The following is a 13,063-nucleotide window of genomic DNA, read 5'->3' on the forward strand; positions in this document are numbered from 1 at the left end:
CTCGTCAGGCCGCGCCGCGCGCCCGCCGGACGTCCGGCGGGGTCGCCTCGTCGACCAGCGCGGCGATCGCCTCCGCGGTCGTCATCACCTTCTGGCCGTCGCTGCCGAGCCGGCGAACGGAGACCGAATGCGTCTCGGCCTCCTTCTTGCCGACCACGAGCAACGCCGGGATCTTGGCCAGCGAGTGCTCGCGGACCTTGTAGTTGATCTTCTCGTTGCGCAGGTCGATCTCGACCCGCAAGCCGGCGCGCCGCGCCTGCTCCAGCACCTGCTTGGCGTATTCGTCGCCTTCCGAGGTGATGGTGGTGACCACCGCCTGCACCGGCGAGAGCCAGAGCGGGAAGTTGCCGGCATAGTGCTCGATCAGGATGCCGATGTAGCGCTCCATCGAGCCGCAGATCGCACGATGCACCATCACCGGCGGTTTCTTGCCGCCGTCATGGTCGATGTAGAACGCGCCGAACCGCTCCGGCAGGTTGAAGTCGACCTGTGTGGTGCCGCACTGCCAGTCGCGACCGATGGCGTCGCGCAGCACATATTCGAACTTCGGCCCGTAGAAGGCGCCTTCGCCCGGATTGATCTCGGTCTTGATGTGATTGTTCTGCGCCTGGATCTCGCGCAGCACCGTCGCCATCACCCGCTCGGCGTGATCCCACATCGCATCCGTGCCGACGCGCTTGTCCGGCCGCGTCGACAGCTTCACCGTGAGATCGCCGGTGAAGCCGAAATCGGCATAGGTCGACAGGATGAGGTCGTTGATCTTCAGGCACTCGTCGGCAAGCTGATCCTCGGTGCAGAAGATGTGCGCGTCGTCCTGGGTGAAGCCGCGCACGCGCATCAGGCCGTGCATGGCGCCGGACGGCTCATAGCGATGCACCACGCCGAACTCGGCCAGGCGCAAGGGCAGGTCGCGGTAGCTCTTCAGGCCGTGCTTGAAGATCTGGACGTGACCGGGGCAGTTCATCGGCTTCAGCGCAAACCAGCGCTTGTCCTCGGCCTCGTCGCCGGCCGACTGTGCCGCGAACATGTTTTCGCGGTACCAGCCCCAATGGCCGGAGGTCTCCCACAAGGACTTGTCGAGGATCTGCGGCGCGTTGACCTCGTTGTAGTCGCCGGTCAAGCGGCGGCGCATATAGGCGATCAGCTGCTGGAAGATGGTCCAGCCCTTGGGATGCCAGAACACGACGCCGGGACCTTCCTCCTGGAAGTGGAAGAGGTCGAGCTCGCGTCCGAGCTTGCGATGGTCGCGCTTCTCGGCTTCCTCGATCTGCTTGAGGTAAGCGTCGAGGTCCTCCTGCTTGGCGAAGGCGGTGCCGTAGATGCGGGTCAGCATCGGGTTGTTGCTGTCGCCGCGCCAATAGGCGCCGGCCACCTTCATCAGCCTGAAGGCGTTGCCGACCTTGCCGGTCGAGGTCATGTGCGGGCCGCGGCACAGGTCGAACCAGTCGCCCTGGTAGTAGATCTTGATCGGCTCGTTGCCGGGAATGGCGTCGACCAGCTCGACCTTGAAGGCCTCGCCCTTGTCGCGGAACACCTGCTTTGTCTTTTCGCGATCCCAGACTTCCTTGGTGAAAGGCTTGTCGCGCGCGATGATCTCGCGCATCTTCTTCTCGATCGCGGCGAAGTCTTCCGGCGTGAACGGCTCGTTGCGGAAGAAGTCGTAATAGAAGCCGTTCTCGATCACCGGGCCGATGGTCACCTGGGTGCCCGGCCACAGCGATTGCACGGCCTCCGCCAGCACGTGGGCGCAATCGTGGCGGATCAGCTCAAGCGCGCGCGGATCGTCGCGGTTGACCAGCTCGATCTTCGCATCGGCCTCGATCGGATCGTTGAGATCGGCAAGCTCGCCGTCGAGCGCCATCGCGACCGTGCGCTTGGCCAGCGACGGCGAAATGCCCTTGGCGATGTCGAGGCCGGTGATGCTCTTGTCATACTGGCGCTGGGCGCCGTCGGGGAAGGTGAGGGTAACTTTGGGGGAGGGGGTCACGGGCTTCAGATTGCTGAGGCTGTATTGGAAGCCGGATTCGGACTTGCGGTCATCGGACATGCTTTCTCTCCTGAGGCTCACTCCTGCGAACGAGCGCAGGTAAGCGGGAACGAGCGATATATCAGGCGATTCGGCCTGTGCAATCCGGCATTTCCAAGAAAATAGGCGCGTAAAGGCCGCGCCGTGCACCAACTATTTCGCGGCGGCCCTTTTACTGGTCACGGGCCTGCTCTGAGCCGGTCTCGGCCGGCGGCTGCTATTCCGGCCTGAAGGCCGCGTTTCCCGTGCGCAAGGCGCTTGGCAAACCGCGCGGGAGAGCGCTAGAAGGCCGTTTATGGGGACCAAAGAGAGTTGACTGAAATGAGGATGATTCTGGCGGTTGCCGCGGTGCTCTATTCAGCGTCCGCGCTTGCGCAAGCCGACAAGGCGCCGATGGTCGGGGACAAGCCGCTGGTGCAGGTGAAGCCCAAGGGGACCAAGGCTGCTGCGGCCAAGGATACCACGGCTGCTCCGGGCCCGAAGGGCAAGCCGCAATCGATCGCGGTGCGGCTTCAGGCCTGCCTCGACATCGACGACGGCACCAAGGACCGCCTCAATTGCTACGACGCGGTGATCCCGCCGACACCGAAGCCGAAGCCGCCCAAGGCCAAGGGCGTCGCCGATTGCCGCCTCATCAAGGAAGAGGACGAGCGGCTGGCCTGCTTCAATGGTTTTGCCGAGAGCATTCCGAAGCTGCCCAAAAGCTGAGGCTTGGAAGCCGGGTCGCTAATCGCTGATCCGGCTCAGCACGGCCCTGAAGGCAACGCCAGGCACTTGCAGCGCGGTGCCTTCGAATTCGGCTGTGTCGCCGTCTTCGCGGCCGCTGAGCGTCAGCGTGATCCGGTCGACCCCGAACAGCGCCTTGAAGGACGGATCGTCATTGTAGCGCTCGGTCGAGATCTTGACCTTGATGCTATCGCCTGCGCCGGTGTAGGTGCCGATGAAGGCGAAGGCGGAATTGCCGCCGCGCATCTTGCCGTCGATCACATAGACGACGCCGCAGCCGGTTCCATGAACCGTGTGGAAGTCGGCCTTGTACAGTCCCTGACGCACTGCCTGTCCCCGCAGAATTCCAAACGCAATTTGGCCTGCAAGTTATGGTCGCGGCCAGCGGAAGCAATCCGGTGGCTTCCGGGGATGTCGCCCATCAACATCACATTTTGATCACGGCCTGAGAGAAATGCAGGCAGCGCGGCGGAAATACCGGCTGGCGCAATATCGAGATTATCGGCTCGACGCCGGCGACGTGGTGGCCGCTACGCGCGTCAGCGCCAGTGCGGGCGTCGCGGACATCTTCACCAGCACGTCCTTGAGCGGATATTGCGTCCAGGCGCGGTTGACGTAGTCGCGGTGGGTGATGCCATCGCCGGTTTCCACGAACACCACGCTGCCGGGACGCAGCGGTCCATCGATGTCCTCGGAGACGCCGATGCCCTTCTGCCGGAGCATGCTCATCAGCTCGCGGTCGCGCCGTGCGGTGTAGTGGGTATAGGAGCTGACGAAGAAGCCGGAGCGGTGGCTCTCGATCCAGGAGGCGAACTTGTCCATTTCACCGTAGACGGCGTCGAGCAGCACGACGCCGCGGACGCGATCACTGATGCCGCCGACCTCGAGGCTCCAGGCGGTCGGCAGGAAGCCACCGCTATAGCCGACAATGACGATCGGCATGTTGGCGAAGGCGCGGGCACTGTTGGGATCGCCGGTGAGGCGGGCGAGGTGGTTGGCCGATTCCTCCATGAAACGCTTGAGGCCGCCCGGCTGCCAGAATTTTCCGGCGCTGGAATCGGCCGCATCGACCGCCATCTGGGGTGCAAGCAGCACGGCGTTGGCGCCGGAATCGGTGATCTGCTGCGGCACCAGCTGGCGGTCGCGCACGTCGCGTTCGAGAGTGGCGCCATTGCCGTGGAAGAACACCACGATCACGCCCGGCTTGCGCACGTCGAAATGTTCGGGGACATGCACCAGCACGCGGCTGTCGTTGTAGGTCTCGTCCTGCCAGAACACGCGCCCGGAATAGCTGCGGTGGCCGCGGCGATCGCCCTTGGAGATGTTGAGGAAGGGCGAGTCGGACGCCGGATTGTTGCCGAAATAGGGGAAGGCCGAGGACTTCATGCTGACGAGCGTCGTCAGGTCTTCGCGCTGCGGGCGCTGATAGGGGACCTGCGGCTCCAGCGAGGCCACCTTGTAAGGCGCCTGCTCCGGAGGTTGCTGCTGGACCGCGCGCTTGGGCGAGAAGTCCGACATCTGCCGTTGCAGGAAGCTCTCGCTCGCCGAGGGGAAGCGCTCCCTGAATTGCGGGGCGGGGAAACGATCCTCGAACGTGTCGCCGCTCGCGATCCTGGTCTTGGCGACAGTCTGATTGACGACCTGGACATTGGCCTGCGAGTTCGCCGCGAGCGCGGTCGGGTTGGGCGCCTTGCCGCATTGAACCAGCGTCAGCGACATCGGCACCAAGGCTGAGATCAGGCCGATCCGGAGCGCACGACTGCGCGCGCCGGGCACCTTGGTCCGGTCAGCGCGCATGTCTGCTTTCACGTTCGGAACGGCCCCGACCATCCACCCATGAACCCCAAATGAACCCAAGCCACCAACCCAAAGTCCAGCGGCAACGATTACGACAATTGAGCCGACTGGCGTTTAGGTGGCGTTAAGCGTCCGGAGAAACTCTCCCCACATCCGGAATGCTCAAAAGGACCACGCAATCATGTCGTGATTGTGGGGATGGGGAACGGGATGATCCGGTGGTGGCGCAGCTTTATTGCCCAAGGGCATGCATAAACGGTGTTAAAATACCAATTTCCACTGCCTCATTTAACCCTTGTTAACCCTGCTTGAATTGACTGGACCAATCTGCACGATGCCTCCGACGAGGCGCGACGCCTGAGGTTAAGGACCCAGATGACGGCATCAGACGCGGGAACCGCGCCCTGGACTGGCCGGCTGACCGGAGGCGGGTCGGGGATTTCCGTTCTGGTCGCGACCGCCATCGTCGTTGCCGACATGATCGGGGTCGGCGTCTTCACCAGCCTCGGCTTCCAGGTCAAGGACATCCCGTCAGGCTTCGCGATCCTCGCGCTGTGGACGGTCGGCGGCATCGTCGCGCTTTGCGGCGTGTTCTCCTACAGCGAGCTGGGGGCGATGTTTCCGCGCTCGAGCGGCGAGTACAATTTCCTCAGTCGTGCCTACCATCCCGCCTTCGGCTTTCTCGCCGGCTGGGTCTCGGCGACGGTGGGCTTCGCGGCACCGGTCGCGCTCGCCGCCATGGCCTTCGGCGAATACGCCAAGTCCGTCGTTCCCGATCTGCCGTCGATCCCGCTCGCCATTGGCATGGTCTGGCTGGTCTCGATTGTGCAGCTGACGGGCGTCAGGCATTCCTCGACCTTCCAGCTGATCTCGACCATCCTCAAGGTGGTGCTGATCGTCGCTTTCCTGGTCGCCGGCTTCGTGATCGGCACGCCGCAGCCGATCTCGTTTGCACCACAAGCTGGCGATCTCGCCCATATCGTCAGCGCGCCCTTCGCGATCGGGCTCGTCTTTGTGATGTACTCGTTCTCGGGGTGGAACGCCGCGACCTACATCATCGGCGAGATGAACACGCCGCAGCAGAGCCTGCCGCGGGCGCTGCTCGCGGGCACGCTGATCGTGCTGGTGCTCTATGTCGCACTCAATGCGGTGTTCCTGTACTCCACGCCGGTCAGCGCGCTGGCCGGCCAGCTCGACGTCGCCAGCGTCGCCGGCACGGCCATTTTCGGCGGGATCGGCGGCCGGATCGTCGCCGCCATGATCTGCGTCGGTCTGATCTCCTCGATCAGCGCGATGATGTGGATCGGGCCGCGCGTGATGATGACGATGGGAGAGGACATCCCCGCCTTGCGGGTGTTCTCGAAGAGATCGACCAGCGGCGCACCGGCCTATGCCATCCTGTTTCAGCTCGCGGTCGCCAATTTGCTGCTGTTCACGCGCAGTTTCGAGGCGGTGCTCGACTTCATTCAGTTCGCGCTGCTGTTCTGCTCGTTCTTCACGGTCGCCGGCGTCATCAAGCTGCGCATCACCGATCCCGACCTGCCGCGGCCCTATCGCGCCTGGGGATACCCGTTCACGCCGCTCATTTTCCTGCTCGTGACCGCGTCCATGATGTATTACCTCTTGACCGAGCGGCCGGTGCAGTCGCTGTCGGGGATGCTCGTCATGCTCTCGGGCCTGTTGATTTATGCTGTTTTCCGCAGGCGGCCGGTCGCCGCTGCCTCATCACATCGCGAATAGACATGTTTCGACCCATGAGAATTGCGGCCGTCGCCCTTGTCCTGCTGGCTGCGGCCGTTTCGTCCGCGCGCGCAGCTGACGTCACCTTCGACGATACGGCCCGCTTCCTCGCGGGCATGCAGCCGTCGGCGGACTCGCCGCTGGTGCCGCTGACCAAGGATCCCGCCTGGCAGCATCACGCGAAATTCTTCGACGGCGCCTTCGCCCAGCTCGAGCAGCGGCAGCTCTCGAAGATCCGCAACTGGGCCGATGTCAATCTGGCCGCGCCGCGGCCGACCATGTTCTATTTGTTCTCGGGGCCGGATTTCCTCTACGCCAACGCCTTCTATTCGAAAGCAAGCACCTACGTGCTCGGCGCGCTGGAGCCGGCCGGCGCAGTGCCGGACCTGTCGAAACTGCCGCGCGGCTCGGTCAGTGCGGCGCTCTACAATGTCGAGCACTCGCTCGGCTCCATCCTGAACTTTTCCTTCTTCATCACCAAGCAGATGAAGGTCGATTTGCACGCCAACCAGGTCAACGGCACCCTGCCGATCCTCTATGTCTTCCTGGCGCGCTCCGGTAAGACCATCCGCAACGTCGAGATGGTCGCGCTGGACGACAAGGGCGGGGTGCATACGGGCAGCGACAATCCGGGAGCGAATGCGACGCGCGGTGTCCGCATCACCTTTGCCGGCCCCGATGGCGAAGCACGCACGCTGTATTATTTCTCGACCGATCTCTCCAATTCCGGCGCCCGCGCGGCCGGATTCCTGAAGTTCTGCGAGACGCTCGGGCCCGGCAACAGCCTGATCAAGAGCGCATCCTACCTGCTGCATGCCGGCAACTTCACTTTCGTGCGCGACTGGCTGCTCGCCAACAGCTCGACCATTATCCAGGACGATTCAGGCATTCCGCTCGCCAACTACAATTCGCGGCAATGGCGGTTCTTTCCGTTCGGCCGCTACCTCGGGCCGATCGGCGAATTCCCCGGCCGCTACCAGGAGCGTTACGCCGAATTGTTCACGCGCGCCCAGCCGATCGATTTCGGCGTCGGCTATCGCTGGCGGATGCACGAGTCGAATTTGCTGCTGTCGGTCAAGGTGCCGGGCGGTGAGGTCACGCCAGCCGCGGAGACCACTTCATCCGCCGAGCCGCCGCCGCGACCGCCACGGCCGAAGCGGCCGCGCCCACCTGAGCCCGTCCCGCCGCCGCCCGGACGCTTCTTCTGGTTCCGCTAGGCCGTTGGACTCTGGGCCACGACGACCAGCACCTCGGCCTTCTGCCGGCCGAGGCTCCTGACTTCGTGCGGCGTCTCGCCTGAAAAATACAGGCAGTCGCCCTTGCCGAGGACGAGCTCCTCGCCGTCGAGCTTGATCGCGATTCTGCCGTTGACGACGAAGAGCAACTCCTCGCCCGCATGCGAGGCGCGCGTTGCCGCCTTGTGCGGCGGGCTCAGCAGGAACGGCTCCATCATCTTGCGGGTGCGGCCGGTGGCCAGCGGGACCACGCCAAAGGTGTTCTGGAACAGCGGCACGTTGCCGTCCTCGCGGCGGAACAGCGTGTAACGCGGCGCGGGCTCCGCATTCGGGTCGAAGAAGGTCGCGACATTGACCTCGAGCGCCGCGGCCATCCGCAGCAGCGCCGCAAGCGAGGGGATCTTCAGGTTGCGCTCGACCAGCGAAATGTAGCCGCGCGTGAGATCGCTCTGCCTCGCAAGCTGATCCAGCGTCAGGCCCTTGGCGATCCGCGCCTGGCGGATATTGGCCCCGACGGCTGTCGCTTTGCTGACGTCAAGCACGCATGAGTCTCCCGAACTGCTGACGCCTCTTTTGCAACAGATGCCGCCGGACTGCCAGCCCGGCGGGGCGCGCGGCCCCGTCCTGATACCCGGCGGCTGTATTCCAAAAGAAAACTTACCCGCGGAAATTTCGAGCAGTGCCGCGGATATTGTGAGCAGATATGTTGGTATATCGCGAAAAATAGCTAAAAAATAGTGCAATATGCGCGACATGCCGCTCCATGCGGCAATTGTCGCGTCCAGTGGAGTTGATTTCTAACAGTAAACATGATCGATTTTTACCGTCCCCGGCTGCCGATGGGCTCCGCGGACCGCACCAACTGCTTTTCCCAGGCGCCGGTACTTTTTTGGAGAGATCGATGACCGTAGCAGACGACGTAACCCTCAACGTAGCGCCGGACGAGGCGGCGAGCTTGCGACGGATCGTGTGGTCGAGCGTGATCGGCACTGCGGTCGAATGGTACGACTTCCTCATCTACGGCACGGCGACCGCGCTGGTGTTCAACAAGGTGTTCTTCGCGGCCGGCAACCCGACGCTCGCGACCATCGCGGCTTTCGGCACCTACGCGGTCGGCTTCCTGGCGCGGCCGCTTGGGGCCGCCATCTTCGGGCACTATGGCGACCGCGTCGGCCGCAAGGCGATGCTTGCGATCACCATCATGGTGATGGGCATCGGCACCTTCCTTATCGGACTGCTGCCGACCTACCAGCAGATCGGCATCGCCGCGCCGCTGCTCTTGATCGCCCTGCGCTTCCTCCAGGGCATCGGCCTCGGCGGTGAATGGGGCGGTGCGGTGCTGATGGTGGTCGAGAACTGCCCGACGCACCGCCGCGGCCTGCTCGGCAGTGTGGTGCAGATCGGCAATCCCATCGGCAATCTCGCCGCGATCGGCATGTTTGCGCTGGTGGCAAGCCTGCCGGAAAGCGACTTCATGGCCTATGGCTGGCGTATTCCGTTCCTGGTCTCGATCCTTCTGGTCGGTGTCGGCCTCTACATCCGCCTCAACATGGAAGAGACCGCGGCCTTCCGTCAGGTGCAGGCCAAGAAGGAGGTCGCAAGCCTTCCGCTGGTCGAGATCTTCAGGCATCACCGCAGGCCGTTCTTCACCGCGGTCGGTCTGAAGATCTCCGAGATCGCTTATGCCAGCATCGGCGGCGTGTTCGTGATGTCCTACGCCACGGCCAATCTCGGCCTGTCGCGCACGGTGGTGCTGAACGGCGCGTTCGCCGCATCGCTGGTCGCGCTGTTCGCCATTCCCTTGTTCGGCTGGCTCTCCGACCTCGTCGGCCGCAAGACGATGTTCTACGCGAGCTGCCTGTTCTCGGCGCTGTTTGCCTTCCCTCTGTTCTGGCTGCTCAATACCCGCGATCCGACCATCGTCATTTGCACCATCGTGGTTGCGATCACCTTCGGCCAGATGGTCGGTTTCGGCATTGGCGCGCCCTGGTACTCGGAGCTGTTTTCCGCGCGGCTGCGCTATAGCGGTGCCTCGCTCGGGTTTCAGGTCGGTGCTGCCCTGAGCGGCGGCTTGACGCCGCTGATCGCCGCCTCGCTGATGGCCTGGAGCGGCGGCGCCACCTGGCCGGTCTCGCTGCTGCTGATCGCCTGCGCCGCGATCACGGCGACCGCGACCACGTTCGCGCCGGAGATGGCGAACAAGGAACTGACCTGATCCCGCGGCGCGCCGTCTCAAGCGGCGCGCCATCGCTTCTCACAAGGATTCTGTCATGCTCGACATCATCAGCGCCGGATCGGCGCAGAGCGCAGCTCGCCTCGGCTGGACCGGCGTGGTGCGCTTCCTTCATCTCGCCCCACGCGCGTTCCTGCCGATGCGCTCCGTGGATTCGATCAACCTCGTCGCCGGCAGAGGCATCGAGGGCGACCGCTACATGATCGGCAACGAAGATGGCTTTTACTCGCATAAGCCCGAAGAGGGCCGGCAGGTCACGCTGTTCGAACTCGAGACGCTGATCGCGCTCAAGCGCGACGCCAATATCGAGCTCGGCCCCGAGGAGCACCGGCGCAATGTCACGGTGGAGGGCGTACCCTTGAACCATCTGGTCGGCCGCCGCTTCTGGCTGGGCGAGACCCTGCTGGAAGCAACGCGGCTGTCGATACCCTGCCGGCACATCGAGGAGATCACCGGCAAGGCGATCTTCGATCCCCTGATCAACCGCTCCGGCCTCAACTGCAAGATCCTGCAAGGCGGCATCGTCAGGGTCGGCGACACCGTGCGGAATCTCGCATGAGCGCACGCCCGATCACGACGATCAAGACGATCGTCGCCGGCATCGAGGAGGCCGGTGCAGACATCAAGCTGTTCACGCTGACCGATCCCGACCAGTGGGAATTGCCGCCGTTCAAGCCCGGGGCGCATATCGATCTGCATCTGCCGAACGGACTCGTCCGCACCTATTCGCTATGTAACGAGCCCGCCGACAACACGCGCTATGTCATCGCGGTCAAGCGCGAGGCTGATGGGCGCGGCGGCTCGCGCGCACTACACGATGAGATCAGGGTTGGCGATGTCATCGGCGTCTCGCTGCCGCGCGGGGGGCTCGACCCGGGTGCCGGTATCGCGCGCCACGTGTTCGTCGCTGGCGGCATCGGCGTGACGCCGTTCCTGTCGATGGCGCGGCACCTTACGCGAACGGGGCAGGCCGACTTCACGCTGCATCTGATGGTGCGGGAGGAGGTGCCGCTTGCTGCGCATCTGGCCTCGCTGATCGATGCCGGTCGCGTCGTCGTCCATCGTACGTCCCGGACGGGGCGCCCTGATCTCGCCTCGCTGGTTGGTGATGCCGAGGCGGAAACCCTGGTCGCCTGCTGCGGCCCAGAGAGCATGACCGACGACTTTGAGCGGGTGACCTCCGCCTGGCCCGCGGCCAATATTCACATCGAGCGTTTCGTCGCGCCGCCGCGCGCCATCGATCCCGACGCAAAGCCGTTCACGGTGACGCTGGCGCGCTCGGGCATGGAGATCCAGGTGCGTGCCGGCCAGACCATGCTGGCCGCCTTGCAGGAAGGCGGCATCGATATCGCCACGTCGTGCTGCGGGGGCATCTGCGGCGCCTGCAAGGTCGGATGGCTCGAGGGCAAGCCCGTGCACCGCGACCGGATCCTCTCGCCCTATGAACGCGAACGCTATCTCATGGTCTGCGTCGCAGGATCGGACGCGGAGCGCCTGGTGCTGGACCTCTGACCTACCAGTGCACGCTCTGGCTCGGCACGATGAACGCTGTCGTGCTGGGCGGCGTGGCGATGCTCGTCGCCAGATACCAGCCCGAGCCGAGGACCAGGGTCAGCAGGGCGATGATGGCGAGCATGTCGATGGTTCTGGAATCGTGATCTCTGTGACTGAACTTGGGATGCGGACCAAACCTGAAGTGAAGATGAGGGCTGATTTTCCAGCGCATTGTTGCTTCCTCCCTCGGGAGCATCACAACAACGCGAGGGGAAAGTTCCGGTTCCGCTCAGGGCAGCGATGCGCAAAGCACCGCAGCATGCTTAGGGAGATTAAGAGGCGTTGACGCCGCGCCAGCGGGCGTAGCGCCAGGGCAGGTACCAGCGTGCGCTCGGCGGAGCGGCAAGCGGCACGTTGTCGATGCCTGACGTACCGAAGGGGTTGCACCGCAACAGCCGCGCCAGCGTCATCCAGCCGCCCGCCCAGAGACCAAATCGCTCGATCGCCTCGTCGCCATAGACCGAGCAGGTCGGCAGGTGCCGGCAGTTGTATCCGACCAGCGGCGACAGCGTATGCCGGTACAGCCAGATCAGCGCGCGGCCGAATCTGCGCGGGAGCAGCACGACGCCCTCGACGGGATTGGAACAATGCTCGCAGGCTGAATGCTTCATGTGCGTTGTGCCGCCATCGTAAGCGCCCTGTTGCGTAGTTCCGGCGCAGGGAACAGCAAGCTGTTGTGCGCACGCCATACTTTGTCTGCTTTCAGGGAGCAGTGCAGCAAGTACCTATGGACGATCTGTATTCCCCCGGATACCATTTTTGTGACGTCCGTGTGTAGACTCAAATCGGACGCTGAACGGGGCTTGCCTGGAAAGCTTTGGGGGCTTGGGGAAGGGACCAGTTTGACACTTCTGAAGTCGCTCAAACGTCGCGGCTGGTTGCTGGTGGGGGCCGCCGCCTGCGGAGTCGTGTTGGCGGGCGCCGTTGCGACCTTCGGCTCGTCGGCCCGTGCCGGCGTCTCGCTTGAGGAGCGCAAGCTGCCGATGAAGTTTGGCTGGGTCGCCTGCGAGCCGAACTGCCGCGGCTGGGTCAGCGCGGTCGGCATCATCACCGCCGATACACCGAAAGATTTCGAGGAATTCGCCCGCGGGCGCCAGCTCGGCGGCGCGACCGTGGTGCTCGACTCAAGCGGCGGCTCCGTCAATGACGCGATCTCGCTCGGCCGGCGTTTCCGCAATCTCGGTCTTCTGACCACGGTCGGTGTCACGCAGCTGAACCGCGGCGGTCAGGACGCCCGTCCGGCGGTCGCCTCGGAAGCCTATTGCGAATCCATGTGCGTGTTCCTGCTGCTGGCCGGCAAGAAGCGCTACGTGCCGGAGGCGGCCCATGTCCGCGTCCACCAGATCTGGATGGGCGACCGCGCCGACGATGCGCGGGCCGCGAGCTATAGTGCGCAGGACCTGATGATCGTGGAACGCGACATCGGCCGGCTCGCCAAATACACGTTTGACATGGGCGGCGCCGGCGACCTGCTGTCGCTTGCGCTGAATGTGCCGCCCTGGGAAGATCTGCACGAGCTCGATGCTGCCGAGCTCAAGCTCACCAATCTCGTGACGACCAATCTCGTCGCCGACGTGCTGCCGCATGTCGACGTCTCGGCGCCGGCGATGGCCGAGCTCGCACCGAAGACGCAGGACCGCTTTGGTGAACCTGAGCAGCCGCAGCCCGCCAAATCGACCAAGACGGCGGAGGCCGTAATGCCGACTGGGGGCGTCGCGGCGGCACCGGCTGTGTCATCACAGAAGTAATAGG

General features: G+C 64.2%; 13 protein-coding genes. 7 read left to right on the forward strand and 6 right to left on the reverse strand.

All coding sequences use genetic code 11. From position 1 onward, the window contains the following. Positions 1-4: 4 nt before the first annotated feature. Complete coding sequence (gene thrS / locus IC761_RS14010; protein WP_195803809.1) at positions 5-2,047, reverse strand: threonine--tRNA ligase; 2,043 nt, start codon at positions 2,045-2,047, stop codon at positions 5-7. Between the two features lie 300 nt (positions 2,048-2,347). Between thrS and IC761_RS14015 the strand changes: the two genes are divergently transcribed. After that, positions 2,348-2,734 carry a hypothetical protein gene (locus IC761_RS14015; protein WP_195803810.1) on the forward strand — a complete coding sequence of 129 codons (387 nt, stop codon included), beginning with the start codon at positions 2,348-2,350 and terminating at the stop codon, positions 2,732-2,734. An 18-nt stretch (positions 2,735-2,752) separates the two neighbouring features. Here the strand turns inward: IC761_RS14015 and IC761_RS14020 are convergent, their stop codons facing one another. Both IC761_RS14020 and IC761_RS14025 read right to left on the reverse strand, forming a co-directional pair. Beyond that, entirely contained in the window at positions 2,753-3,079 is a 327-nt protein-coding gene (locus IC761_RS14020; RefSeq protein ID WP_195803811.1) for a GrlR family regulatory protein, read from the reverse strand. Between the two features lie 171 nt (positions 3,080-3,250). Continuing rightward, the gene (locus IC761_RS14025; RefSeq protein WP_246791513.1) at positions 3,251-4,549 is read right to left on the reverse strand and encodes an alpha/beta hydrolase; all 1,299 of its coding nucleotides are present in this window, start codon (positions 4,547-4,549) and stop codon (positions 3,251-3,253) included. Between the two features lie 375 nt (positions 4,550-4,924). On the opposite strand from IC761_RS14025, the gene IC761_RS14030 reads away from it, so the two are divergent. Continuing rightward, positions 4,925-6,289 carry an APC family permease gene (locus IC761_RS14030; protein ID WP_195803813.1) on the forward strand — a complete coding sequence of 455 codons (1,365 nt, stop codon included), beginning with the start codon at positions 4,925-4,927 and terminating at the stop codon, positions 6,287-6,289. Positions 6,290-6,291: 2 nt separating this feature from the next. Then, positions 6,292-7,506 (forward strand): hypothetical protein, encoded by a 1,215-nt coding sequence (locus IC761_RS14035; protein WP_195803814.1) that lies wholly within the window; start codon positions 6,292-6,294, stop codon positions 7,504-7,506. On the opposite strand, the gene IC761_RS14040 is transcribed toward IC761_RS14035, so the two are convergent. After that, positions 7,503-8,066, reverse strand: coding sequence for a helix-turn-helix domain-containing protein (locus IC761_RS14040; protein ID WP_195803815.1), 564 nt, complete (start codon positions 8,064-8,066; stop codon positions 7,503-7,505). The genes IC761_RS14035 and IC761_RS14040 overlap by 4 nt on opposite strands. Positions 8,067-8,425: 359 nt before the next feature. On the opposite strand from IC761_RS14040, the gene IC761_RS14045 reads away from it, so the two are divergent. Genes IC761_RS14045 through IC761_RS14055 form a run of 3 tightly spaced genes read left to right on the forward strand, consistent with a single transcriptional unit; the run spans position 8,426 to position 11,269 of the window. Beyond that, the gene (locus tag IC761_RS14045; RefSeq protein ID WP_195803816.1) at positions 8,426-9,739 is read left to right on the forward strand and encodes an MFS transporter; all 1,314 of its coding nucleotides are present in this window, start codon (positions 8,426-8,428) and stop codon (positions 9,737-9,739) included. Between the two features lie 55 nt (positions 9,740-9,794). Next, on the forward strand, positions 9,795-10,316 hold the full coding sequence (locus tag IC761_RS14050) for an MOSC domain-containing protein (protein ID WP_195803817.1): 522 nt from the start codon (positions 9,795-9,797) through the stop codon (positions 10,314-10,316). Next, the gene (locus tag IC761_RS14055; RefSeq protein ID WP_195803818.1) at positions 10,313-11,269 is read left to right on the forward strand and encodes a PDR/VanB family oxidoreductase; all 957 of its coding nucleotides are present in this window, start codon (positions 10,313-10,315) and stop codon (positions 11,267-11,269) included. The genes IC761_RS14050 and IC761_RS14055 overlap by 4 nt, the downstream gene beginning before the upstream one ends. Position 11,270: 1 nt before the next feature. On the opposite strand, the gene IC761_RS14060 is transcribed toward IC761_RS14055, so the two are convergent. Both IC761_RS14060 and yidD read right to left on the reverse strand, forming a co-directional pair. Continuing rightward, a complete protein-coding gene (locus IC761_RS14060; RefSeq protein ID WP_195803819.1) occupies positions 11,271-11,483 on the reverse strand; it encodes a hypothetical protein in 213 nt (70 codons plus the stop codon). Positions 11,484-11,583: 100 nt separating this feature from the next. Next, positions 11,584-11,922, reverse strand: coding sequence for a membrane protein insertion efficiency factor YidD (yidD, locus tag IC761_RS14065; RefSeq protein WP_195803820.1), 339 nt, complete (start codon positions 11,920-11,922; stop codon positions 11,584-11,586). A 231-nt stretch (positions 11,923-12,153) separates the two neighbouring features. Here yidD and IC761_RS14070 point away from each other — a divergent pair, with 231 nt between their 5' ends. Next, complete coding sequence (locus IC761_RS14070) at positions 12,154-13,059, forward strand: COG3904 family protein (protein ID WP_195803821.1); 906 nt, start codon at positions 12,154-12,156, stop codon at positions 13,057-13,059. Positions 13,060-13,063: the final 4 nt, after the last annotated feature.

It is taken from the genome of Bradyrhizobium commune (genome assembly GCF_015624505.1).
GTDB lineage: Bacteria > Pseudomonadota > Alphaproteobacteria > Rhizobiales > Xanthobacteraceae > Bradyrhizobium > Bradyrhizobium commune.

Excerpts from the sequence above, each read along its gene's own strand:
- IC761_RS14035 (WP_195803814.1), top strand. The coding sequence starts at position 6,292 with ATGTTTCGACCCATGAGAATTGCGGCCGTCGCCCTTGTCCTGCTGGCT.
- thrS (WP_195803809.1), bottom strand. The coding sequence starts at position 2,047 with ATGTCCGATGACCGCAAGTCCGAATCCGGCTTCCAATACAGCCTCAGC.
- IC761_RS14055 (WP_195803818.1), top strand. The coding sequence starts at position 10,313 with ATGAGCGCACGCCCGATCACGACGATCAAGACGATCGTCGCCGGCATC.
- IC761_RS14060 (WP_195803819.1), bottom strand. The coding sequence starts at position 11,483 with ATGCGCTGGAAAATCAGCCCTCATCTTCACTTCAGGTTTGGTCCGCAT.
- IC761_RS14050 (WP_195803817.1), top strand. The coding sequence starts at position 9,795 with ATGCTCGACATCATCAGCGCCGGATCGGCGCAGAGCGCAGCTCGCCTC.
- IC761_RS14045 (WP_195803816.1), top strand. The coding sequence starts at position 8,426 with ATGACCGTAGCAGACGACGTAACCCTCAACGTAGCGCCGGACGAGGCG.
- IC761_RS14030 (WP_195803813.1), top strand. The coding sequence starts at position 4,925 with ATGACGGCATCAGACGCGGGAACCGCGCCCTGGACTGGCCGGCTGACC.
- yidD (WP_195803820.1), bottom strand. The coding sequence starts at position 11,922 with ATGAAGCATTCAGCCTGCGAGCATTGTTCCAATCCCGTCGAGGGCGTC.
- IC761_RS14025 (WP_246791513.1), bottom strand. The coding sequence starts at position 4,549 with ATGCGCGCTGACCGGACCAAGGTGCCCGGCGCGCGCAGTCGTGCGCTC.
- IC761_RS14015 (WP_195803810.1), top strand. The coding sequence starts at position 2,348 with ATGAGGATGATTCTGGCGGTTGCCGCGGTGCTCTATTCAGCGTCCGCG.